Consider the following 23237-nt stretch of genomic DNA (forward strand, 5'->3'; position numbering starts at 1 on the left):
CGTCCGCACAGCAGCCTCGGCGGCATGGCACCCGCCGACTTCACCAACCGCCCGCGCCACGGGCATGAGGACACCGAAGCTAACTTATCGGTGGCCTGAAAATGGGGAGCAGGTCAGCACGGATATAAGCCGCTGACTGGCGATGCGCCGCGCCCATTAACGGGAAAGCAAGCGCGCATCGCACAGGCAGGGTGCATGCTCGCTCGCCTGCTTCATGCCTTTAGGGACGCACCCTGGCTCGGTGCCGAAAGGGCGCGGGGGTATCGGCTGCTTTTCGTATCGACGGCATTGATTTGCGGTCTGGGGTGGATCCTGCTCGGTCGCGATGGCGTCGATCCGATGGGCAAGCCTTTCGGGACGGATTTTCTCGCCTTCTGGTCTGCTGCTCGGCTGGCGCTTGCCGGGGTGCCCGAAGCGGCGTGGGACCTTGCGAGGATCGGTGCGATGGAACGGGCCTCGGTGGTCGTCGATCCGGGGCTGTCCTCCTTTCTTTATCCTCCGCCGTTCCTGCTGGTCTGCCTTCCTTTTGGAATGCTCCCCTATTGTGGTGGGTTGGCGGCGTGGCTGGCTTTGACGGGCGGGTTGTATCTGGCGGCCATAAGGCGGTGGCTCGTGCCCCACCATGGCGTGTTGATGACCGTGACCGCCTTTCCCGCGGTGATCGTCAATATCGGACATGGCCAGAATGGGTTTCTCACCGGTGCGTTGCTTGCGAGTGGGCTGGGGTTGGCCGGGCGGAGGCCCTGGCTTGCGGGAATGCTGCTCGGCACGATGATCGTCAAACCCCAACTGGCGCTCGCCTTGCCGATCTTCGTGATCGCCGGGGGGCATTGGCGTGTGATGGGCGGTGCGCTGGCGAGCATGGGCCTGTGGTGCCTAGCGTCGATGGTCGTCCTTGGGCAGGAGAGCTGGGTCGCTTTCTTCCACGCCGCGTCGGTGGGGCAGGCCATTCTGGACCAGGGCCTTGTCGACCCCGCCAAGATGGTCAGCCTGTATGCGGCCATGCGGGTGCTTCATTCGCCCGGCTGGCTGGCCTTTGCAGTACAACTGACGGGCGCGACCGGCGCGGCGCTGATGCTGGCCTTCGTCACGCGCGCACCCGGTGTTTCACGCGAAGCCGCCGGTGCCTTGACCGCCGCCGTCACGCTGCTCATGAGCCCCTTCCTGCTCGACTATGACCTGACGCTCGCGGCCATTCCGATCGCGTGGCTGTTCTCGCAAGGCGTGCGGCGGGGGTTCCGGCCGTGGGACAAGCTGGTTCTGGCGGCGTGCTTTGCCCTGCCGTTGGTGGGGCGGTCGATCGCCATGGCAACGGGCGTGCCCGTCGCGCCGGTTATCCTGTGGGCGCTGGCGATCCAGGTCGCACGCGCCGCCCTGCGGACACATGGTGATGCTGGTCGCCCGAATTGTGGATGAACATCGCCTATCCCGTTTCCAATAACGGTCGGGCTCGCCTAAGATGTCGCGATACCCAGCCATGGGTAGGGGGCGGCAGGGGGCAGTTCGCATGATGGACGACGGCAATCGTGAAGCTATTGTCACGATCGAGCATGTCGGCAAGACGTTCGGCGACAAGGTCGCCTTGCGCGATATCAGCTTTTCCATTCCGCAGGGACAGATTTGCGGACTGCTCGGCCCCAATGGTGCGGGCAAGACGACGCTGTTCCGGTTGTTGATGGGCATACTGAAGGCGAGTTCGGGGCAGTTGCAGGTTGCCGGGCTCGATGCTTTTGAGGACCGGGTGGCGGTGAAGCGGGTGATCGGTTTTCTGCCGGACGAGCCGGTCTTCTATTCCTATCTGTCGGCACGCGAACTGCTCGAATTGTGTGCGGGCATGCACGGTCTGGATGTCCCGGCCACGATGGCGCGCATCATGCCGCTGGTCGAGCGCATGCGGCTGGCGGACGAGCTCGATCATTATGCCGAGGATTTTTCCCGCGGGATGAAGAAGAAGCTGGGCCTGCTGCTCGCCATGCTGCACGGCCCGCGCCTGCTGGTGCTGGACGAGCCGACCAACGGGCTGGACGTCGAATCGACCCATCTCTTCTACGACCTGATCGCCGAGGCCGCGGCGAACGGCACGACCATCCTGTTCTCGACCCATTTGATGGACCATGTCGCGCGGCTGTGCAGCCATGCTGTCGTCATGGCGCAGGGGACGTTGATCGCGCATGGCTCGCTCGACGCGCTGAAGGCGCGCTATGGCCAGGATGATCTGGAGGCGCTGTTCCTGACGCTCACCGCGCGGCCGCACGCGCTGTGAGCGAGGCGAGCGTGCCGGGTTTCTGGCGGACGGTCTGGCTGTTGCTGCGTTCGTCGCGCAAGCGATCACGCGGGCGTCAGCGACGCCAGCAGCAACTGCTCAAGGGGCGTCGCGCCGACTGGATGGTGAAATGGACGTCGATCGGGACGATCCTGTCGCTCCTGCTGGCCTGTCTAGTTCATGGGCTGGCGGCGGTGACGGTGGTGACCGCGGTCGAGGCGGCGCAGAGCGCCCAGGCCCAGCGGCATGGGCAGATGGTGGTCGGGCAATGGTTCTACGACACGGTGGGCCGGAGCGTTCAGGGCGGTACGCCCCCCGATGCCAGCGGTTTCCGTGACGAAGCCGAACAGATTGCCGAGCATAGTGGCGCCGATCGGGACGTGGTTGAGGCGCAGTTGCGCGAGACGGTCGCGACATCGGGCAATCGTCATCTGGTGCGGCAGGACGACACCAAGTCCGGACTGGCGGACCTCCCCCCGAGCGGCCCGGCCGCCGCGCTTCTCGGCTCGATCATCCTGCTCTGGTGGTTCGCGATGGTCGTGTGCCAGGGCGAAGGGCCGGAACTCGATATCCAGCGCAGGCGCCATCCGATGTGGGAATGGCTGTTGAGCCACCCCGTCACGGCAGGGGCGGTGTTCTTTGCCGAGATGCTGGCACCGCTGGCCGCCAATCCGGTCTATTGGGCGGCACCGCTGTTTCCCGGCTTGCTCTATGGCATTGCGCATGGGCCGGTGATCGGGGCGGTGGCGGCGATCCTGATCGGCATTCCGCTGACGGTGGCGGCGGCCTGTGTCGGCAAGATGCTGGAGATCGCGGCGATGTTGCGGCTGCCGCTGCGTCGTCGCGGGGCGGCGATCGGGATCATCGGCTGGTTCGGCTTTGCCTCGATGATCCTGATGTTCGTGGTCAACCGCGTCATGCCGGGCATCGCGCACATGGTGTCGGGGTGGATCGACGAGACGGGGCCGTCATGGCCAGTGCTGCGGTTGTTCCTGGGCATGGATGGGGCGGGTGACTTTGCCCTGTGACGCGGCGTGGCGGTGTCGGGGGCGTTCAGCATGGTCGCGATCGCCGCATCGGTCGCGTTCAGCGCGCGATCGGTACGCCAGGGCCTGAGCGGCGCCTTCGCTTCTGACGGCGTCGGCGTCCGGCGGGGCAAGGCGGGGCGGTTCGGCCGCGAACCGCTGTTCCGCAAGGAGTATCTGTGGTTCGTGCGCGATCGCAGCGCGCTGGTCCAGACGATCCTGATCCCGGTCACGATCGCGGGCATACAGCTCGTCAATTTCCACAGCGTCATGGTCCATGCGGCGGATATGTGGAATTACCTGTGTGCCGCCGCGATCTTCTTCGGTACCTATTTCCTGTGGATACTGGGGCCCAAGTCGCTGACCTCCGAGGGCTCCGCACTCTGGATCGCGATGACGTGGCCGCGCGGGCTGGAGGCGATGCTGAAGGCCAAGGCGTGGCTATGGTCGATGATCGCGAGCGCGCTGGTCGGCATCGCGCTGCTGGTCGCGTGCTGGATGTTCCCGCACGACGCGTGGAAGATCGCGCTGGTCGGCGTCGCCTGGTGCCTGTTCGCGCGCAGCATGGCGGAAAAGGCGGTGACTCTGGTCACGATCGTTTCGGAATCGGGCGAGGCGCAGAAGGTGCCGCGCGGGCGGCTCTGGGCGGCGCAGCTTGGCATGTTCACCTTCGCGGTGGGGGTGGTGACCCAGCAATGGCATCTGGTGATCGTCGGCATCGTCTATTCTTGGATCACGGCCGCCGCGATGTGGGAAAATCTGCGCGCACGGCTGCCCTATCTCTACGACCCGTGGTCCGAACGACTGCCGCCGCCGCCCACGCTGATGCATGCGATGATCGCGATCAGCATCCTGGTCGAGTGCAACGCGATCATCAGCGCCTTCACCTACACCCTGGGCGGCAAGGCGATCATGGCGACGGTCCAGGCGCTGAGCTATGCCCTGTGTGCGATAGCGGTGTCGATCGGCATGGCACTGTTCCTGGCCAGGCGGGGGGTGGCGGCCGCGACCCTGTGGCGCTGGCGGGACGAGGACGATGCCGATCGGACCTGGTTCGCACGCTACATCGCGCGCAACCGGCGTGACGCGGCGTGGCTGTTGGGCGGAATCGGGGGCGGACTGGCGCTGGCGCTCTTCGCGCATGGCTATGGCGAGGTCTTGTCGCAGATCCCCTGGACGGTCGAGCTCATGCGTGTGGCGCGCGGGCGGATGGATGCGATCCCCGGCATGGCGGTCAGCCACGGCGTGATCGCCATATTCATGGCACCCTTTGCCGAGGAGTTCCTGTTCCGGGGGCTGCTCTATCGCACGCTCGACCGGCAATGGGGCGGTGGCTGGACGGCGGTGGCGGGGGCCGCGGCGTTCTTTGCCATCTACCACCCGCTCCTGTCCTGGTTGCCCGTCGCCCTGGTCGGTGCCGCGAATTGCGTCCTGTTCAAGCGGTCGGGGCGGCTGGCCCCGGCGATCCTGCTCCACATGACCTATAATGCGGTGGTCGTGCTGTGGAGCTGAGGGGCCGGGGCCACGTGTCCGTTAGCGGGCGCTGGTCGCGGGGGCGGCAGGCGCCTTGGGCTTGACGTAGCGGTCGAGCCAGTCGGTCATCTGCCACAACGTCTCCTCGGTGGATTCCAGCGCGCGATAGCCATGCGGCTCATTGGGCAGGACGACATAGCGCACCGTCGCGCCATTGCCCTTCAGAGCGGCATACATCCGTTCCGACTGGATGGGGAAGGTGCCGCTATTGTCGTCCGCGCCGCCATGAATCAGCAGGATCGGTGCCTTGATCCGGTTGGCGAAGGTGAACGGGCTCATCGTCGTATAGGTGTCGGTCGCCTGCCAATAGGTGCGCTGTTCCGCCTGGAAGCCGAACGGGGTGAGCGTGCGGTTATACGCGCCCGAGCGTGCGATGCCGGCGCGGAACAGATCGGTATGGGCGAGCAGGTTGGCGGTCATGAACGCGCCATAGCTATGCCCGCCCACCGCCATGCGGCTGCGGTCCGCGACGCCCAGCTTCACGACCGCATCGACCGCCGCCTGGGCATCGGCCTGAAGCTGCTGGATATAGGTGTCGTTGGCCTCCGTCCCGCCTTCGCCGATGATCGGCATGGCGGGGTTGTCGAGGATGGCATAGCCCTGGGTCAGCAGGAACAGATGGCTGATCCCGCGCGGCCGCACGAAGCGATTGCCCTGGTCGACCGTCTGCCCGGCGACCTTGGCATCGGTATATTCGGCCGGATAGGCCCAGAGCAGCGTCGGTAGCGGCCCGTCGCGCTTGGCGTCATATCCGGCGGGCAGATAGAGCGAACCCGACAGCGGCAGGCCATCGGCGCGGTTATAGGTGATCGTCCGCTGCGTCACGCCCGCAAAGACGGGGGCGGGGTCGGTGAAGCGGGTGACGGCCTTGGCCTGACCGCCCTTTACGGGGCGGATCACGTAATTGGGCACCTGGGTCGCGCTTTCGCGTCGGGTCAGGATACGCTGGCCCTTGTCGTCGAGCATCGCGACGACCGTCTCGTAATAGGGCGGCTTGGCGGTCCACAGCCGGGTCTGTGCGCCATCCGCCCGCTTCATCGTCGCCAGGAAGGGGAAGGCGCCCGCCTTCGTCGCGCCTTCGCCGGTGACATAGACCGCGTCGTGGCCGGGCGTGAAGCGCATCACCGGCCTGCCCGCCGCATTTTCCTCCATCACCGGGCGGCCGGGATCGCCATACTGGTCCTGGTAATTGCGGGTCAGCAGCATCCGGCCCTCGCCGGGGCGGCCGGGGGCGACGGCCTGGCGATGCTCGGTCCGGCTGCGCCATTCGCGGTCGACGACCATCGCGAACCCGTCATCGCCCCATATCGTGGCGGAATAGCGGGCAGGGGTCTTGGCCAGTTCGACTGCGGGTCGGTCAAACGGCGCAGCGCGCATCATGACCTTGTCGTGGAAGGCGATCTTCGCCTTCGGATTGCCGCCGTCCAGCGCCTCGGCCCAGACCAATGTGGCGGGGGCGTCGGCGCGCCATTCCACGTCGCGGGGGCCCTTCACGGTGGCATCGAAATCGACGGGCAGATCGTCGGCCAGCGGGCGGTCGACCACGACGAACCCGTTGTGCATGCCCGGCGCGGCGATCGGCTGGACCGCGATCTCGGTTGGGAAGAAACGCGCAGGGAGTAGATAGCTATAGGGGCGCTTGAGCCGCTCGGTCAGAAGATAGCGGCCATCGGGCGACACGCTGAAATCGCTCCAGACCGCGCGCCCCTCGATCGGGTGAAGGGCGCCATCCGCCACGTCGACTTTCGCCAATGCGCTTGAGAAATAGTAATCGAACAGTGCCTCGTCATGCGCGTCGCCGAGCAGATCCTCATAGGTGCGTGCGGCAGAGGTGCGCCCGCTGCTTTCCTGCACGACGGGGCCGCGCGGCGTCGGGCTTTCGGCCGGAGGGGCGGCCTCGATCCGCGATACCAGCCGGGCGATGAGCGACCGGCTGTCCGGCATCCAGGCGAAAGGTGTCCCGAACGCGCCGTTCAGCCCCTTGGCCACCGGACGCGCGGTCCCGTCGCGGTCGGCGATCCACAGCGCGAGCCCGTCCTTCTCCTGCACATAGAAGGCCAGATGCGCACCGTCCGGCGACCAGTCGGGCGCGGCGAAGCGGGTGCCCTGGGGCAGGCGGACCGCGACCGTCCGGCCGCTGGCGACATCCTGGAAGCTGAGCGCGTTCAGCCACTGGACGCGCACCTCGGCCTGGCCGTTGGTCGCCGGATCTATGCGATATCCGCCCAGTCGCAGGATCGGCTTCGACAGGTTGGCGATGGAGGGCAGGTTCTCGCGCCCCAGGATCGCCATGGTGCGATGATCGGGGCTGAGCGCGACCGCCGGGGTGGGCGGGGTTTCCAGCGCCCTGGCAATGGCATCGGGCGCGCGGTGATAGCCGGTCGCAGGGGGCTGGGCTGCGGTCTGCGCACCCGATGGCGTGGCGGCGAGGAGCGGGGCCGTGGTGGCCAGAAGGACAGTAACCAGACGCGTTCCGACGAGCATTCCCAACCCCTTGTTATAACCTGACAAGGGGGTGTGGCACGCCCGCCGTGCCCGCGCCAGACCCTCTCCGGCCCGCCCGCCCATGAGGCAGATGGGCCGGAGCGTGGAGTCACCAGACGTGGACGCGCTTTTCGGGCGACAGGTACAGCGCCTGACCCGGCTGGACGTCGAACGGCGCATACCAGGCATCCAGATTGCGCACGGTCAGCACGCGCCACGGCGCGGGGGCGTGCACGTCGCTGGTGATGCGCGCGCGCAACGCCTTGTCGCGCATCTTGGTCCGCCACCCTTGGGCAAAGGCCAGGAAGAAACGCTGGTCGCCGGTCAGCCCGTCGATGACGGGGGCGGGCTTGCCCTTCAGCGAGGCGTGATAGGCCTCGTATGCGGCGGTCAGCCCGGCCACGTCGGCGATATTCTCGCCCAGTTCCTGCTCGCCGTTCAGGTAGAGGCCGGGCAGCGCCTCATAGCCGTTATACTGCGCGACCAGCGCCTGTCCGGCCTGTTCGAACCGCTTCAGGTCGGCGGGCGTCCACCAGTTGTGCAGCCGCCCGGTCGAATCGAAATCGGCGCCCAGATTGTCGAAGCTGTGGCTGATCTCGTGCCCGATGACCGATCCGATCGCGCCGTAATTGGCGGCCGCGTCGAACTTGGGATCGAAATAGGGGCTCTCCAGGATCGCGGCGGGGAAGTTCAGCGCGTTCTGCAGCGGCAGGTTGACCGCGTTCACCGTCTGCGGCGTCATCCACCATTCGCTGCGGTCGACCGGCTTGCCGAGCTTGCCGAGATGATAATGGTACATGGCCAGCCGGGCGCGCTGCGCATTGCCGACGGGATCGTCGGCGCGCACGTCGAATTTCGGGTAGTTCCACCAATGGTCGGGATAGCCGACGCCGACCTTCAGCACGGCGAGCTTGGCGCGTGCCTCCTTCTTGGTCGCGGGCGCCATCCAGTCGAGCGCGGCGACCCGCCGGTCGAAGGCGCCGACGATGTTGGTCACCATCGTCTGGATCTCGGCCTTGGACGAGGCGGGGAAATAACGCTGGGCATAGATCTTGCCGACCGCCTCGCCCAGCGCGCCGTTGACGGCCGACAGCGCCCGCTTTTCGCGCGGCTGCTGCGCGGGGGTGCCGGTCAGGGTGCGGCCGTAAAAGCCGAACGACGCATCGTCGATCGCCTTGGGCAGCGAGCCGGTGACCTGGTTGATCATATGAAAGGCCAGCCAGTCCTGCCAGCTTTGCAACGGCTCGCTGGCGACCAGGGCCGACAGCTTGGTGGTCGCCTCCGGCTGCCACACGATGAAGTCGCGTTGTCCGGCGGGCATTCCGGCGGCGGTCCAGAAGGCGGTCCAGTCCATCCCCGGCGCGCGGGTGGCGAAATCGGCACGGGTCCAGGGATTGTCGCCCTTGTGTGCGTCTTGGCTGGTGATGATGTCGGCCTGCGCGGCGGCGATCTTGGTCTCCAACGCGAAGACGCGCTCGGCGCGGGCCTGTGGGTCGGACAGCCCGGCCAGCTGCATCAGCTGGGCCAGATAGGCGCGGTAGGCGGTGCGGATTTCCGCCATGTCGGGCTTGTCCGACAGGTAATAATCGCGCTCGGGCAGGCCCAGGCCACCCTGCATCAGATAGGGGACGTTGCGCGTCGGCTGGTTCAGGTCCTGGCTGACGAACAGGCCGAACAGGTTGTTCGTGCTGGCGTAATTGTTGTTGTTGAACGGATCGGTGTCCGATCGCATCGCCGCGCCGATGGCGCGCGACAGATCGCGCTTGTCCCTGATCGCGGCGATGGCGGCCAGGTCGCCCTGGATCGGCTTCAGCCCGCGTGCCTCGATCCCGGCGGTGTCGACATAGGCGGCGTAATAATCGGCGATCCGCTGCTGGTCGCTACCGGGTGCACCCTTCGTGGCGGCCGCTCCCTTGATGATCGCGGCGGTGCGCGCCTCGGCGCGCAGCGACACGTCGAGCCCGACGCCGATCGTCGAGCGGTCGGCGGGAATCTCGGCGGTCTTGCGCCAGCCGCCATTGGCATAGGCGTCGAAATTGTCGCCCGGCTTGACGCTGGGGTCCATATAGCTCTTGTCGACGCCGGGCAGCGTGCCGGGCACCGACGATGTCTGCGCCATGGCGGCGGTGGTGACGAGGAGGGCGGCGGCGAACGCGTAGCGCTTCATGGGTTTCCTGCGATCCTGTGATGTTGGCGGGGATGGAGAACCCCTCGCCGGGGCAAGTCAAGTGAACGGCCTGTCATACTGGCTCAGGATTTGGGTGCCTCGCTGGCATGGCGGGCGCGGAACAGCCGGCGGTCCTCGATGAAATAGACGAGCACGAGTACGCCCAGCCCGATCGCCAGATAGCCGATGGCCAGCGGATAGGTGGAGCCGTCATAGGCCTGGCCGATCGCGGAGCCGACGATCACCGCGCCGACGCTGGTGATGAAACCCTGGATCGACGAGGCGGTGCCCGCGATATGGCCGACCGGCTCCATCGCCATCGCGCCGAAGTTCGATCCGCACAGGCCGATACAGGTCATGCTGAGCGCCTGGAACAGGATATAGGTGACCAAGGTCTCCTGCCCCGCCATGATGACGCCCAGATGCAGCAACGACAGCATGATCAGCCCGATGACGGCGGTCTGCGAGATCAGCCGGGTGCCCAGCCGCTCGACCAGGCGGCTGTTGGCGAAGGATGCGCAGCCCATCGAGAAAGCACATAGCGCAAACAGCAGGGTGAACCGGTCGCCCGCGCCGAATTCGTCGACGAAGATCTGCTGCGCCGACGAGACGAAGGCGATCACCCCGCCAAAGGTCATCGACGCGCACACCGCATAGCCCGCCGAAAAACGGTTGGTCAGCGTCAGCCGATACGCGCTCTTGAGCGAGGCGAGCGACAGCGGCGTGCGGCGCGCGACCGGCAGGCTTTCGACCAGGCGCAGTGCCGACCAGGCCAGGACGAAGGCAGCGAAACCGGCCAGCGCATAGAAGATGAACCGCCACGGCCCGAATGCCAGCAGCACCTGCCCCAGGCTGGGCGCCATGATCGGCACCAGGAAGAAGATCATCTGCGCGACCGACAGCGTCCGCGCCATCTGGCGGCCGGAAAACCGGTCGCGCACGATCGCCACCGCCAGCACGCGGGTGGAGGCGGACATCAGCCCCTGGAGCACCCGCGCGCCGAGCAGCGCGGGGAAGGTCTGCGACCCCGCGGCAAAGACGCTGGCCCCGACGAACCCCGCCAGCGTGATGAGCAGGATCGGCCGCCGTCCGTATCGATCGGCAAGCGGTCCATAGACAAGCTGGCCCGCGCCAAAGCCCAGCATATATACGGTGATGATCCATTGCCGGTGGTTGGCGGTCGCGATGCCGAGTTGGTGGCCCATATCGGCCAGCGCGGGCAGCATCAGGTCGACACCCAGGGCGTTGACCGCCATCAGGGCGGCGATGAAGGCGATGAACTCGCCCCCACGCATGGGCGTACGCTCGGTCTTGTCAGTCATGGCGTCCGTCTAGGTTGGCTGGGCGGGGGTGGCCATGGGTAAATCGCCCAGGGCGTTAAGGTATCCCGGCATCCCGCAGCCCCTCGACTTTGTATCCGACGCGCCCGACAAGACCGTCATGACGAACGAGCATGGCGAGGGGCGACGGGTCGGCCGCTGGCGTCTGGTGACGCTGGCCGGGGGTGATTTCGCGTTCAACCTCTATTGGCAGAGCGTGATGCTCTACCTGCTCTTCTATTATACCGACGCGATCGGAATCGCGGTCGAGACGGCGGCGGCGATCTATCTGGCGGCGTCGGTTTGGGACGGGCTGGTCAGCTTTGCGGTCGGCGCGCTGGTCGATCGGCAGGGTGGGGCGCGCCATTATCGCTGGGGCTTGATCGGCGGCGCGGTGCCGCTGGGGATGGCCTTCGCCATGGCCTATGCGCCGCCGCCGGTCGCCGGACAGGCGGGGCTCGCCTTCGTGCTGGGCGGGCACTTGCTGTTCCGCACCGCCTATGCGCTGGTCAACATCCCCTATCTGGCGATGTCGGCGCGGGTCAGCATGGACAGCCGCGACCGGTCGTTCGTCGCGGGGCTGCGGATGCTGGCGGGCACGGCGGCGGCAGTGCTGGTGGCGATCGGGACGGTGCCGATCGGCGGCATGGTGATGGGCGTAGAGGGCGGCCCGCGCGCCTTCATGGGGGCCGCGCTGCTGTTCGCGGGCCTGGGCAGCGTCATCCTGATCGGGGTCGGCTGGACCTTTCGCGACGGCATGGCCGGGGTCGCCAAGCCGCCGCCGCCCTCGATCCGCATCTCGCTCGCGGCGGTCGCGCGCAACCGCGCGTTCCTGACGCTGGCGGTGGCGATGATCGCGATGATCGTGGCGACCACGGTGCTGGGCAAGTCGGTCCTCTATTATTTCAAATACCGGCTGCACGATGTCGGGGCCGGGCAGCTCGCCCTGGCGTCGATGATGGCGGTCAGCGTGGTGGCGGTTCCGGTCTGGATGGCGCTGGCGCGGATGATCGGCGCGGTGCGGCTGTGGTTCGTCGCGGTGGGATGCTGCGGCACCGGGCTGTTGCTGTTCGCGACGGTCGACCTGCCGCAGGTCGGCGCGATGCAGGCCTTTCTGATCGGGATGCAGGCGGTGACGGTCGGCTTGCACTTCGCCTTCTGGGCGCTGTTGCCCGACACGATCGACCATGGCGAGCGGGCGACCGGCATTCGTGCCGAGGGCATCGTGTTCGGCCTGGCCGCGTTGTTGCAGCGGGTGGCGATCGGGCTGGCCACCGTGATGATCGGGCTGGTGCTGGGGCAGGCGGGCTATGTCGCCAATGTCGACCAGACGCCCGAGACGCTCGCCGCGCTGCGCCGCCTGGTGGTGGTGGTGCCGCTGGCCTGTTTCGTGCTGTCGGGGCTGGCGATGGCGTTCAGCCCGTTGCGGCGGACCGGCTGATCCTCCCCGGCACGGGGAGGTGGCAGGGCGAAGCCCTGCCGGAGGGGGGCTTGCCGCCGGATAAGTCCCTCGCGGCGATCCCCCTCCACCATCCTTTGGATGGTCCCCCCCCCGTGCCGGGGAGGATTTACCGGACCAGATCGAACGTTCCGTGCGCGCCGTCGGCCTGCGCCGAGGGGGCGATCCACACGTCGAAGGTGCCCGGCTCGACCGTGGGGCGCAGGTCGGTGCCCAGGAACTCCAGTTGCGCACGGGTCAGGGTGAAGCTCACCCGCTCGCTTTTGCCCGGCGCCAGCGCGACCTTGCGGAACGCCTTCATCTCGCGCACCGGCCGGGTGATGCTGGCGACGCGGTCGTGGATGTAGAGCTGGACCACTTCCTCGCACGCGCGCGTGCCGGTGTTGGTGACGGTCGCCGAGACGGTGATCCGCCCGTCCCATGCCAGGTTGGCGGGCACGTCGGCCGCGTCATAGGTCACCTTGCCATAGGTCAGGCCGTGCCCGAACGGATAGAGCGCGGCATTGGGCGCGGTCCGCCACTGCGTCTTGTAGGGGACGCGCGCGCCCGCTGGCGCGGGACGACCGGTTTCCTTGTGCGCGTAATAATAGGGTTCCTGTCCGCTCTCATAGGGAAAGCTCAGCGGCAGGCGACCCGACGGCCCGACCTTGCCGAACAGCATGTCGGCGATGGCATGGCCGGTTTCCGAACCCAGGAACCAGGTGACGAGGATGGCGGGCGCATCCCTGACCGCGCCCTCCAGCGCCAGCCCGCGCCCGTTCTTCAGGAGGACGACGATCGGCTTGCCGGTCTTCGCCACCGCCTCGGCCACCGCCATTTGCGGTGCGGGGATGGTGATCGAGGTGCGCGACTGCGCCTCGCCCGACATGGTCTCGCTCTCGCCGATCGCCAGCACGACCACGTCCGCCGTTTGCGCCGCTGCGACCGCCGCCTCGATCCCGCCGGGCAAGGCCTCCTCGACGCCCGAGCCGAGCGCGACCGTGACATTCTTCGCCCCCGCCGCGCGCAGGCCGGTCAGTAGGTCGATCGCCTGGTTGTTGTCGCCGTACACGACCCATGGGCCGTTCAGGTCGTGCTGGCCGCTGGCGAAGGGGCCGATCAGCGCGATCTTGCAGGTCGGGTCGAGCGGCAGCAGGTCGCCGTCGTTCTTCAGCAGCACCATCGACTTCTGCGCCGCCTCGCGCGACAGGGCGATGGCGGCCTTGGTCCGCGACCGCGCCGTCTCGCGCTTGCGGTCGATGCGGCGGAAGGGATCATCGAACAGGCCCAGCATCTGCTTGACCGCCAGCACCCGGCGGACCGAGCGGTCGAGCACCTCTTGCGGCACCGCCCCTTCGCGCACCAGGCTGGGCAGGTGGAGCGTGTAGAGGTTCGACTGCATACTCATGTCGACCCCCGCCATGAAGGCGATGCGCGCCGCGTCCTTGCCGTCCTTGGCGAAGCCCGCCGCGATCATCTCCTCGTCGCCGGTATAGTCGGACACGATGATGCCCGGGAATTTCCACTCGTCGCGCAGCAACTGCTTCATCAGCCAGGGATTGCCGGTCGAAGGGATGCCGTTGATCTCGTTGAACGAGGCCATGCCGCTCATTGCGCCCGCGTCGAACCCGGCCTTGTAGGGCGGCAGATAGACTTCGCGCAGCGTGCGTTCGGACATGTCGACGATGTTATAGTCTAGGCCACTCTCGGCCGCACCGTAGGCGGCGAAATGCTTGATGCAGGCCATCACCGCATCGTCGGCGGCCAGGTTCCTGCCCTGGAAACCCTTGACGCGGGCGATGGCGAACAACTGGCCCAGCATCGGGTCTTCGCCCGCGCCCTCCATCGTCCGGCCCCAGCGTTGGTCGCGTGCGATGTCGACCATCGGGAAGAAGGTCCAGTCGATGCCCGCGCCCGCCGCCTCGAACGCCGCCATGCGCGCGGTGCGCATCGCCAGGTCGGGATCGAAGCTGGCGGCTTCCGCGACCGGCACCGGGAAGATCGTGCGGTGGCCATGGATCACGTCGGCGGGGAAGATCAGCGGGATCTTCAACCGCGAGTCTCGCATCACCGCGCCCTGCATCCGTCGCGCCATCTCCGCGCCGTTGCCGTTGAACACGCCGGTCAGCTTGCCCGCGACCGCATCGGCGAGCTGCCCCTCGAAGCTGGGGCCGTTGGACGGCGGGTTGAGCGCGGTGGCGACCCCGCCACCCCAGGCGGCGGCGTTCAGCTGAAGCTGCCCGGCCTTTTCCTCCAGCGTCATCTTCGCCAGGATCGCCTCGACCGACGCGGAAAGCGCGGTGCCGTCTCCTTGTGCCAGCAGCGCGCGGGCGGGGCTGGCCGCCCAGGCGGCGATGGTCCCTGCGCCCAGCAGCGCGGCGCGCCGCGAAATGGTGATCTCCGACATCGGCCTCATTCTCCCCTAAGCTACGGCGAACATTCGGACGTTTCGCACGGCCGCATTGATGTTGACGCTTTTGTGTAACCGGTTACACAGACGGGAGGCATCGCACAAGATGCGGCGCACGCTATAGAGGGGCCTTGGGCGATGGGCCCGTGAAGGGGAGGGGTGTGAGGCAGTCATCGGCCACGATCCGCGACGTGGCGCGGCAGGCGGCGGTATCCGTCGCATCGGTGTCGCGCGCCATGAACGGGCATAGCAGCGTCCATCCGGACACACGCGCGCGGGTGATGGCCGCCGCGCAGGCACTGGGATACGTCCCCCATGCGGGTGCGCGCAGCCTGTCGCTGTCGCGCAGCCATGCGATCGGCGTCGTCCTGCCCGACCTGCACGGCGAGTTCTTTTCCGAGATCGTGCGCGGCATGGACCGCGAGGTGACGGCACGCGGATACCATCTATTGCTGTCGAACATGCACGCCGATGCCGAACTGGCGGCGCAGGCGGTGCGGTCGATGCGGGGCCGTGTCGACGGGCTGATCGTGATGGCGCCGCAGCTGGTCGCGGGTGGGCTGGACGATGCCCTGCCGCTGGGCGTGCCCGCCGTGCTGGTCAATTCGCAACACGCCTCGGGCCGGGCGGCGTTCCGCATCGACAATGCCGTCGGCATCGAGGGGGTCGTCGCGCATCTGGTCGCGCAGGGGCGGCGGCGCTTGATCCATGTCTCCGGTCCGTTCGGCAATATCGACGCGGACGAGCGGCGCCAGGGTTTCCTGGCCGCGATGGCGCGGCTGGCGCCGGAGGTCGAGCCGATCGTGATCGAAGGCGATTTCCGCGAGGAATCGGGTGCGGCGGCGATGCTGGCCGTTGCGGAGCGGGCGCTGGTCCATGACGGGATCGTCGCGGCCAACGACATGATGGCGCTGGGCGTGCTCAGCGTGCTGCGCGAGCGGCAGGTCGCGGTGCCCGGCGCGGTGGCCGTGACCGGCTTCGACGATATTCCGCTGGCCCGCTATCTGGGGCTGACCACGGTGCGCGCGCCGACGGCCGAGCTGGGCGCGCGGGCCGTCGCGCGGCTGGTCGACGCGCTGGAGGGCGGCACGCTGGTGCTGGAGACGCAGACCATCGCGACCGAACTGGTGATCCGCGCGACCAGCCCGGCGGTGTCGGCATGACGGCGGCGGCGCATCCCAATCCGCCGCTCAAGACCGTCACCATCGTCGGCGGCGGCACCGCCGGATGGATGGCCGCCGCCCTGCTCTCGCGGCTGTTGCTGGGGGCCTATACGATCCGGCTGATCGAATCGGAGGAGATCGGCACGATCGGCGTGGGCGAGGCGACCATCCCCGCCATCCGCACCTTCAACGGGCTGGCCGGGATCGACGAGTTCGAGATGGTCCGCGCCACCCAGGCGACGTTCAAGCTGGGTATCGAGTTTCGCAACTGGCGGGCGCCGGGGCACAGCTATATCCATGGTTTCGGCAAGATCGGGCAGGACCTGTACTGGCTGCACTGCCACCAATTCTGGCTGAAGGAAGCCGCGCAGGGGCGGGCGAAGCATTTCGACCATTATGCGCTGAACACGATGGCGGCGCGGATGAACCGCTTTGCCATGCCCGATCCGGCGCATCCCAACTCGCCGATCGCCGATATCGACTATGCCTATCATTTCGATGCCTCGCTCTATGCGCGCTATCTGCGGGTGCGGGCGGAGAAGGCAGGGGTGGAGCGGATCGAGGGGCGGGTCGTCGCGGCCAACGCCCGCGCGAGCGACGGCCATCTCGACCATGTCGTGCTGGCCGATGGGCGCACGGTGGACGGCGACCTGTTCCTCGACTGCTCGGGGATGCGTGGCCTGCTGATCGGCGAGGCGATGGGGGTGGGGTATGAGGATTGGAGCCAGTGGCTGCTCTGCGACCGGGCGCTGGCGGTGCCGAGCGCGCGGGGAACCGGACCGCTGACCCCCTATACGCGGTCGACCGCGCATGGCGCGGGGTGGCAGTGGCGCATTCCGCTTCAGCACCGGACCGGCAACGGCCATGTCTATGCCAGCCGCTTCGTCTCGGACGACGCGGCGGCGGCGACGCTGCTCGCGCATTTCGATACGCCAGCCCTGGGCGATGCCCGCCCCGTGCGGTTCCGGCCGGGCAAGCGGGTGCGGGCATGGGAGAAGAACGTCGTCGCGCTCGGGCTGGCTGGCGGGTTTCTCGAGCCGCTCGAGTCGACCAGCATCCACCTGATCCAGACCGGGCTGCTGCGGCTGCTGGCGCTGTTTCCGGGGCGTGGCTTCCACGCCGCCGATATCGCCGAATATAATCGCCAAACCGATTTCGAATATCGCGACGTGCGCGACTTCATCATCGCGCATTACAAGGTGACGCAGCGCGAGGACACGCCGTTCTGGCAGTATCTGCGCCACATGGACGTGCCCGACAGCCTGGCCGAGCGGATCGAGCTGTTCCGCTCCTCCGCGCGCTTCTTCCTGCACGGCAAGGCCGAGCTGTTCCGCGAGGAAAGCTGGGTCCAGGTGCTGTTGGGGCAGGGGCTGGCCGCGCAATATGACCCGATGGTCGACATGGTCCCCGATGCGCAGGCGACCGCATTTCTTCGCGATGTCGAGGAGGTGATCGCCGAGGTCGCGAGCGGCCTGCCCACCCATGAGGCATTCATCGCCCGCCACTGCCAGGCGCCACCGCTCCCCGCCTGACCGGCCTGCTCGACCCGGCGATCTGTGACGTTTGCGCAACAGCCCTCACGATAGTGACATAAGCCGTGTCACGACGGTTGTAACCGGTTACGCGGGCAAGTAACCGGTTTCATAAGCCTCTCCGTTTTCGGGTGAGCGGCGTCCGTCGTCGCGGCATCCGGGGCAAGGAAGGGGTGCAAGGGATGATGGAGGGGACTGGAATGGCATCCACCAATGATCGCGCGCAGATGCGTCGTGGGATTTCCGCGCTGGCCCTGGCGGCCGCGCTCGTCGTCAGCGCACCCGCTCATGCCCAGGCCAGCGGCACGCTGCGCGGCCGGGTCGAGGGTGCGTCGGCGGGCACCACGGTCAAGATCACCGACCTGACCACCGGCCAGGTCATCACCGCGCGCACCAACGCGGCGGGTGACTATACCATCCCCGGCATCCGCCCCAGCACCTACCGGGTCGAGGTTCAGGGCCAGCAGCCCGAACAGGTCGTCGTCCCGATCGGCCAGATCATCACCGCCGATATCGGCGAGCCCGCCGCTGCGCCCGGTGCCGGCGGTGAGGAGATCGCAGGCGGGGCTGCGGCGTCCGGCGATGTCGTCGTGACCGGCCGCCGCACCCAGGAGGTGCGCACCGCCGAGGTTTCTACCAACGTGTCGCAGCAGCAGATCGAAAGCCTGCCGCAAAGCGACCGCAACTTCCTGAACTTCGCTGCGCTCGCACCGGGCGTGGCGGTGACGCCGGGTCGCAGCAACCGCCAGGTCCAGGCGGGTGGCGTCAGCGCGGACAACGTCAACGTCTTCATCGACGGCCTGTCCCTGAAGAACCAGGTCAATCACGGTGGCGTGGCGGGCCAGAATTTCAGCCAGGGCAATCCCTTCCCGCAGCTGGCGGTACAGGAATTCAAGGTCGATACCCAGAATTACAAGGCCGAATACGAACAGTCCGGATCGGCGATCATCACCGCCGTCACCAAGACCGGCGGCGACAGCTATCACGGCACGCTGTTTGGCGAGTGGCAGCCCAAATCCTTCTACGGCACCAAATATTTCGACCGGCCGGGCCAGCGCAACAATCTGGACGGCACGCGCGGACAGGGCGATTACGACCGCAAGCAATATGGCGCCGACCTGGGTGGTCCGATCATCAAGGACGTGCTGCACATCTATGGCGCGTTCGAGGCGACCGACCAGAAGGCCCCTTCGACCGCGGTGCAGCTGGGCAATACCAGCACCGCCGACCCGACCCAGGTCGTGCCCCAGGCGATCGTCAGCCAGTTCAACGGCAGCTATCCGCAGGATTTCAGCCAGCGGCTCTATTTCGGCAAGCTGACCGGCTATGTCAGCAACGCCGACACGGTCAATCTCAGCGGCTTCTTCCGCCGGGAAAGCAACCTGGCCGACTTCGGTGGCATTGCGGTGCCCTCGCACGGTCACCTGCTCCAGTCGAAGATCGACCTCTATCAGCTCGAATGGAACCACCGCGGCGACCATTGGCTGAACGAGATGACGCTGGCCTATAACAGCGTCTTCAACGGCACGCCGCGCACCAGCAGCGGGCCCGAGATCGTGCTGGGCCGCCCGGGCGCCGCCGTCGCGCAGCTGGGCACCAACGGCTTCGAGCAGTTCGACAACCAGAAGACCTGGACGTTCAAGAACAACGTCACCTTCTTTGGCGATCGCCACGTCGTGAAGGCGGGCGTGAAGGTCTCGCTGAACGACCTGTCGCGCGCCGAGGACAACCTGGGCAACGGCGCCTATTATTTCACGCCGTCGACCTACACCACCTTCGACGCCTCGACCCCGCAACAGGCGGCGGTCTCGGTCGTGCCGGTGCGCCCGGCGACCGCGAAGAACACGCAAATCGGCCTGTTCCTGCAGGACGACTGGACGGTCAATGACCACATCACCGTCAATGCCGGTCTGCGCTGGGACTATGAAACCAACGCCAAGAACGAGAATTTTGTCACGCCCACGGCCATCGCCAATGCGTTGCGCAATTATCAGCCGTGGCAGGCGGCGGGCATCAACCCGAACGACTATATCTCGACCGGCAACAACCGGAAGCCGTATTGGAAGGCGTTCCAGCCGCGCCTGGGCATTTCCTACGACCTGAACGGCGACCGCGACACGATCTTCTTTGCGGGTGCGGGCCGCTATTACGACCGGCCGCTGTTCATCGCGGCGGGGATCGAGACGGTGAAGCAACTCTATCAGCAGACCGTCACGCTCAGCTTCTGCGACGGCCCCGGCCAGCCGAGCTGCGCGAGCATCCGTGCGGCCAACAATGGCGGGCTGCCGCCCGCGACGCTGGCGTGGAACAGCAGCTACAAGAATGTCGACGCGCTGCGCGCGGCGGCGACCGCGACGGGCGTGGGCGGCGAGGTCTGGCTGCTCAACAACAACACCAAGCTGCCCTATTCGGACCAGTTCAACATCGGTTTCCGCAAGCGGCTGGGCGTCGTGCAGACCTCGGTCACGTTCAGCCACATCCGCAGCCACAACATCTTCAAATATGTGCGCGGCAATCGCCTGCCCAGCGGGCAATATACCAGCCAGGGCGACCAGTGGATCGAGGACAACTTTCCCGCCCAGGGCATCCTGCCCGGCTATAGCGGCAAGCTGAACATCGGGTCGAACGACGGCAAGGCGGAGTATAATGCGCTCTACTTCACCGCCGAAAAGCCGTTCGTCACCGGTTCGACCTGGGGCTTCACCGCCACGCTGACGGTGCAGCAGGCCAAGAGCAACGTCGCGCAGGAGTTGCAGGGCGACGAGTTCTTCAACGGCCCGCGCGTCGATGCTTATGGCTGGAATTATGTCGCGGGCGTCGAGAAATGGCGCTTCGTCGGCACCGGCATCGCCAAGGGGCCGTGGGATACCAAGATCTCGGTCACCGGCACCTTCAGTTCGGGCCCGTCCTTCGGCCAGGTCATCTTCCCGGCCGTGAAGCCTGAGAATGCCAGCGCCTATGGCAATTTCGGCGGCGTGTTCTGGCCCGACCAGATCGTCGGCTATGCCGCGGTCGACCTGCGCGTCTCGAAGAACTTCAAGATGCCGTGGGGCCATGACCTGGAGGTCAATCTGGCCGCGTTCAACCTGTTCGATTCGGTCAACCGGACCTATTCGGCCTGGGGTGCGGGATCGGGCGTGAACCCGACCAAGCGGGAGTTCGACACCACCGGCGTGCCGCGCTCGTTCCAGGTCGGCGCACGGTACAAGTTCTAAAGGTCGGTCGCCATGCCAGCGGCCTATTTATTCCTCCCCTGCAAGGGGAGGGGGACCATGCGCAGCATGGTGGAGGGGTGTCCCGCTCTCGATAGGGCGACACCCCTCCGTCAGGCCTTCGGCCTGCCACCTCCCCTTGCAGGGGAGGAATGGAGGAGCCCATTCATGGGGAATGCCGGAATGTCAGTAATGCCATGACCCCGCGCCTCCTTCGTGTCGGGCAATCGCAAAGCCCGGTCGTGGTCGTCGACGACGTGAGCGGCGATGTCGCGGGCATCGTCGCGATGGCGGCGGCGCTTGCCCCGTTCCCGCAGATATCGGGCAGCCATTATCCCGGTGTCCGCCATGTCCTGACCCTCGGTGACGGCCCGGCCCACGCCTATGCCACCGCCCTGCTCCAGGAGGTCGCGCCCTTTATCGGCGGGGCGTTCGAGGTCGACGGCTTCGACTGGATCGAGGGCAGCTTCTCGATGGTCACCGCCGCGCCCTCCACCTTGTCCCAGGTTCAGCGGATGCCGCATTTCGATGCGGTCGACCCCGATTATCTGGCGGTCCTCCATTACCTGTCCGAAACGCGGGGCAGCGGCACCGCCTTCTATCGCCAGCGCGCGACGCGGATCGAGCGGGTGGCGTCTGCCAATCGAGACGCCTTCATCGCCGCCGCCCGCCGCGACGGCGCGGGGCTGTCCGGCTATACCAACGGCAGCAACGCCGCGTTCGAGCAGATCGGCATGGTCGAGGCAAAGACCGACCGGCTGGTCATCTATCAGGGATGCCTGCTCCATTCGGGCATCATCCCGCCCGACATGGCCTTCAGCGACGATCCGCGTATCGGCCGCCTGACCACCAATCTGTTCGTCCAGGCCCGGCGATGATCCTAGCCCTTGCACTTGCCGCTGCGGCCCAGGACAAGACCTACGCCAACCCGGTCGATATCGATTACCGCTATAATTTCGAGCAGGTGAACGAGGGCGTATCTTACCGCACCGGCGCGGACCCGGTGATCGTGCGGTTCAAGGGGGCCTATTATCTCTTCCTGACGCTGGCCGACGGCTATTGGCGCTCGACCGATCTTGTCGACTGGCGCTTCGTCACGCCCAGCCGCTGGCCCGCGCAAGGCATCGTCGCGCCCGCCGTCACCTCGGACGGCGAGCGGCTGCTCATCATGCCCTCGATGACCGACCAGGGCACCATCTATGCGACCAGCGATCCGGCGAGCGGCCGCCTCGACTATTTCGTCCGCCGGATGCCGGTGCTGCCCGGCGCGGTGCGTTCGGGATTCGAGGACGCGATCAAGCCGGGGCAGGTGCCGCCCGGCCCGTGGGACCCGGCGCTGTTCCAGGACGACGACAAGCGGTGGTATCTCTATTGGAACTCGTCCAACGTCTTCCCCGTCTACGGCGCGCCCGTCCATTTCGCGGACGGCCGAATGGCCTATGGCGAGCCGCGCCGGTCCTTCATCCTGCTCGATCCCGCGCATCATGGCTGGGAACGCTTCGGCCAGGATCATAGCGGGACACTGCCCGACGGGACGCCGATCACCCCCTTCATGGAGGGGGCGTGGATGACGAAGGTCGGCGGGCGTTACTATCTGCAATATGGCGCGCCGGGCACCGAGTATAACGCCTATGCCACCGGCACTTATGTGGGGACGTCGCCGATGGGGCCGTTCACCTATGCGCCGTACAATCCGGTCGGCTACAAGCCCGGCGGCTTCGTGCAGGGGGCCGGGCACGGCAATAGCTTCCGGGACGCGCACGGCAACTGGTGGAACACCGGCACGCCCTGGATCGGCTATAACTGGACGTTCGAGCGGCGCATCGGCCTGTGGCCCGCCGCGTTCGAGGCGGATGGCCAGATGCGCGTATCGACCCGCTTCGGCGATTTTCCGCACCGGATGCCGACGACCCGCGTGACCGACCCGGAATCGCTGTTCACCGGCTGGATGCTGCTCTCCTACCGCAAGCATGCGGTCGCCAGCGGTGAGGTGGCGGGGCATCCGGCGGCGGATGCGACGGACGAGAACCCCCGCAGCTTCTGGTTGTCGCCATCAAATGCGCCGGGGGCGACGCTGACGCTGGACCTGGGGGCGGTAAAGACGGTGCGTGCGGTTCAGGTGAACTTCGCGGACTATCAGGCGGGGCGGTTCGGCGACGCGCCCGACATCTATACCGAGTTCCGGCTGGAGCATTCGGCGGACGGCCGGACCTGGCATCCGCTGGCCCGGACCGAGGGACCGCGGCGCGACCGGCCCAATGCCTATCTCGCGCTGCCCGTCCCGGTGCGCACCCGTTATGTCCGCTACGTCCATGGCCATGTCGGGGCGGCGCATCTGGCGATCAGCGACCTGCGTGTGTTCGGCAACGCCGACGGCGTCGATCCCGCCGCCCCCGAACAGGTCACCGCGACACGCGAGGCGGACAGCCGCAACGCCGTCATCCGCTGGCGTCGGGTGCCGGGCGCGGTCGGTTATAATGTCCGTTGGGGCATCCGGCCGGATCGACTGGCCCTGACCTATCAGCTGTTCGCCGACCGGGTGGCCGAGGGCGACCAGGCTATACTATCCCTACGCGCGCTGACGGTCGGACAGCGCTATCATGTCGCGGTCGAGGCCTTTGACGAACATGGCGTCTCCCGCCTCAGCCGCATTCTGGCGATGTGATCCAAAGGGCCCGGCTGTACCTCACC

The 23237-nt window shown here is 67.1% G+C and carries 14 protein-coding genes; 10 read left to right on the forward strand and 4 right to left on the reverse strand.

The window, feature by feature from the left end; translation table 11 throughout:
• Positions 1 to 444: 444 nt before the first annotated feature.
• The 4 genes from U1703_RS14100 to U1703_RS14115 all read left to right on the forward strand — a co-directional run bounded on the left by U1703_RS14100 (position 445) and on the right by U1703_RS14115 (position 4800).
• On the forward strand, positions 445 to 1416 hold the full coding sequence (locus U1703_RS14100) for a glycosyltransferase family 87 protein (protein ID WP_332786260.1): 972 nt from the start codon (positions 445 to 447) through the stop codon (positions 1414 to 1416).
• Between the two features lie 91 nt (positions 1417 to 1507).
• On the forward strand, positions 1508 to 2263 hold the full coding sequence (locus U1703_RS14105) for an ABC transporter ATP-binding protein (RefSeq protein ID WP_332786180.1): 756 nt from the start codon (positions 1508 to 1510) through the stop codon (positions 2261 to 2263).
• Entirely contained in the window at positions 2260 to 3291 is a 1032-nt protein-coding gene (locus U1703_RS14110) for a hypothetical protein (RefSeq protein WP_332786181.1), read from the forward strand. The genes U1703_RS14105 and U1703_RS14110 overlap by 4 nt, the downstream gene beginning before the upstream one ends.
• A gap of 6 nt (positions 3292 to 3297) precedes the next feature.
• Complete coding sequence (locus U1703_RS14115; protein WP_332786182.1) at positions 3298 to 4800, forward strand: CPBP family intramembrane glutamic endopeptidase; 1503 nt, start codon at positions 3298 to 3300, stop codon at positions 4798 to 4800.
• 21 nt (positions 4801 to 4821) lie between these two features.
• Here the strand turns inward: U1703_RS14115 and U1703_RS14120 are convergent, their stop codons facing one another.
• The 3 genes from U1703_RS14120 to U1703_RS14130 all read right to left on the reverse strand — a co-directional run bounded on the left by U1703_RS14120 (position 4822) and on the right by U1703_RS14130 (position 10767).
• The gene (locus tag U1703_RS14120) at positions 4822 to 7305 is read right to left on the reverse strand and encodes an alpha/beta hydrolase family protein (protein ID WP_332786183.1); all 2484 of its coding nucleotides are present in this window, start codon (positions 7303 to 7305) and stop codon (positions 4822 to 4824) included.
• 109 nt (positions 7306 to 7414) lie between these two features.
• A complete protein-coding gene (locus U1703_RS14125) occupies positions 7415 to 9472 on the reverse strand; it encodes a M13 family metallopeptidase (protein ID WP_332786184.1) in 2058 nt (685 codons plus the stop codon).
• A gap of 83 nt (positions 9473 to 9555) precedes the next feature.
• A complete protein-coding gene (locus U1703_RS14130; RefSeq protein WP_332786261.1) occupies positions 9556 to 10767 on the reverse strand; it encodes a multidrug effflux MFS transporter in 1212 nt (403 codons plus the stop codon).
• Between the two features lie 145 nt (positions 10768 to 10912).
• Here U1703_RS14130 and U1703_RS14135 point away from each other — a divergent pair, with 145 nt between their 5' ends.
• Positions 10913 to 12232: an MFS transporter gene (locus U1703_RS14135; RefSeq protein WP_332786185.1), complete on the forward strand. Its 1320-nt coding sequence runs from the start codon at positions 10913 to 10915 to the stop codon at positions 12230 to 12232.
• A gap of 127 nt (positions 12233 to 12359) precedes the next feature.
• Here the strand turns inward: U1703_RS14135 and U1703_RS14140 are convergent, their stop codons facing one another.
• Positions 12360 to 14636, reverse strand: a complete 2277-nt coding sequence (locus U1703_RS14140; protein ID WP_332786186.1) for a glycoside hydrolase family 3 N-terminal domain-containing protein — start codon at positions 14634 to 14636, stop codon at positions 12360 to 12362.
• A 164-nt stretch (positions 14637 to 14800) separates the two neighbouring features.
• Here U1703_RS14140 and U1703_RS14145 point away from each other — a divergent pair, with 164 nt between their 5' ends.
• The 5 genes from U1703_RS14145 to U1703_RS14165 all read left to right on the forward strand — a co-directional run bounded on the left by U1703_RS14145 (position 14801) and on the right by U1703_RS14165 (position 23211).
• Positions 14801 to 15802 carry a LacI family DNA-binding transcriptional regulator gene (locus tag U1703_RS14145; protein WP_332786187.1) on the forward strand — a complete coding sequence of 334 codons (1002 nt, stop codon included), beginning with the start codon at positions 14801 to 14803 and terminating at the stop codon, positions 15800 to 15802.
• Complete coding sequence (locus U1703_RS14150; protein WP_332786188.1) at positions 15799 to 17334, forward strand: tryptophan halogenase family protein; 1536 nt, start codon at positions 15799 to 15801, stop codon at positions 17332 to 17334. Before U1703_RS14145 ends, U1703_RS14150 begins: the two co-directional genes overlap by 4 nt.
• Positions 17335 to 17534: 200 nt before the next feature.
• Entirely contained in the window at positions 17535 to 20549 is a 3015-nt protein-coding gene (locus U1703_RS14155) for a TonB-dependent receptor domain-containing protein (protein ID WP_332786189.1), read from the forward strand.
• Positions 20550 to 20743: 194 nt separating this feature from the next.
• Complete coding sequence (locus tag U1703_RS14160) at positions 20744 to 21424, forward strand: DUF6445 family protein (RefSeq protein ID WP_332786190.1); 681 nt, start codon at positions 20744 to 20746, stop codon at positions 21422 to 21424.
• Positions 21421 to 23211 carry a family 43 glycosylhydrolase gene (locus tag U1703_RS14165; protein ID WP_332786191.1) on the forward strand — a complete coding sequence of 597 codons (1791 nt, stop codon included), beginning with the start codon at positions 21421 to 21423 and terminating at the stop codon, positions 23209 to 23211. Before U1703_RS14160 ends, U1703_RS14165 begins: the two co-directional genes overlap by 4 nt.
• The last annotated feature ends 26 nt before the right edge of the window (positions 23212 to 23237 follow it).

The sequence above is a fragment of the Sphingomonas flavida genome, assembly GCF_036663655.1.
Lineage (GTDB): Bacteria > Pseudomonadota > Alphaproteobacteria > Sphingomonadales > Sphingomonadaceae > Sphingomonas.

Bases quoted from the DNA above. Each gene is read 5' to 3' on its own strand.
- U1703_RS14130 (WP_332786261.1), bottom strand. From the start codon at position 10,767: ATGCGTGGGGGCGAGTTCATCGCCTTCATCGCCGCCCTGATGGCGGTC.
- U1703_RS14105 (WP_332786180.1), top strand. From the start codon at position 1,508: ATGATGGACGACGGCAATCGTGAAGCTATTGTCACGATCGAGCATGTC.
- U1703_RS14120 (WP_332786183.1), bottom strand. From the start codon at position 7,305: ATGCTCGTCGGAACGCGTCTGGTTACTGTCCTTCTGGCCACCACGGCC.
- U1703_RS14100 (WP_332786260.1), top strand. From the start codon at position 445: ATGGAACGGGCCTCGGTGGTCGTCGATCCGGGGCTGTCCTCCTTTCTT.
- U1703_RS14160 (WP_332786190.1), top strand. From the start codon at position 20,744: ATGACCCCGCGCCTCCTTCGTGTCGGGCAATCGCAAAGCCCGGTCGTG.
- U1703_RS14150 (WP_332786188.1), top strand. From the start codon at position 15,799: ATGACGGCGGCGGCGCATCCCAATCCGCCGCTCAAGACCGTCACCATC.
- U1703_RS14135 (WP_332786185.1), top strand. From the start codon at position 10,913: ATGACGAACGAGCATGGCGAGGGGCGACGGGTCGGCCGCTGGCGTCTG.
- U1703_RS14125 (WP_332786184.1), bottom strand. From the start codon at position 9,472: ATGAAGCGCTACGCGTTCGCCGCCGCCCTCCTCGTCACCACCGCCGCC.
- U1703_RS14140 (WP_332786186.1), bottom strand. From the start codon at position 14,636: ATGTCGGAGATCACCATTTCGCGGCGCGCCGCGCTGCTGGGCGCAGGG.
- U1703_RS14155 (WP_332786189.1), top strand. From the start codon at position 17,535: ATGGCATCCACCAATGATCGCGCGCAGATGCGTCGTGGGATTTCCGCG.
- U1703_RS14165 (WP_332786191.1), top strand. From the start codon at position 21,421: ATGATCCTAGCCCTTGCACTTGCCGCTGCGGCCCAGGACAAGACCTAC.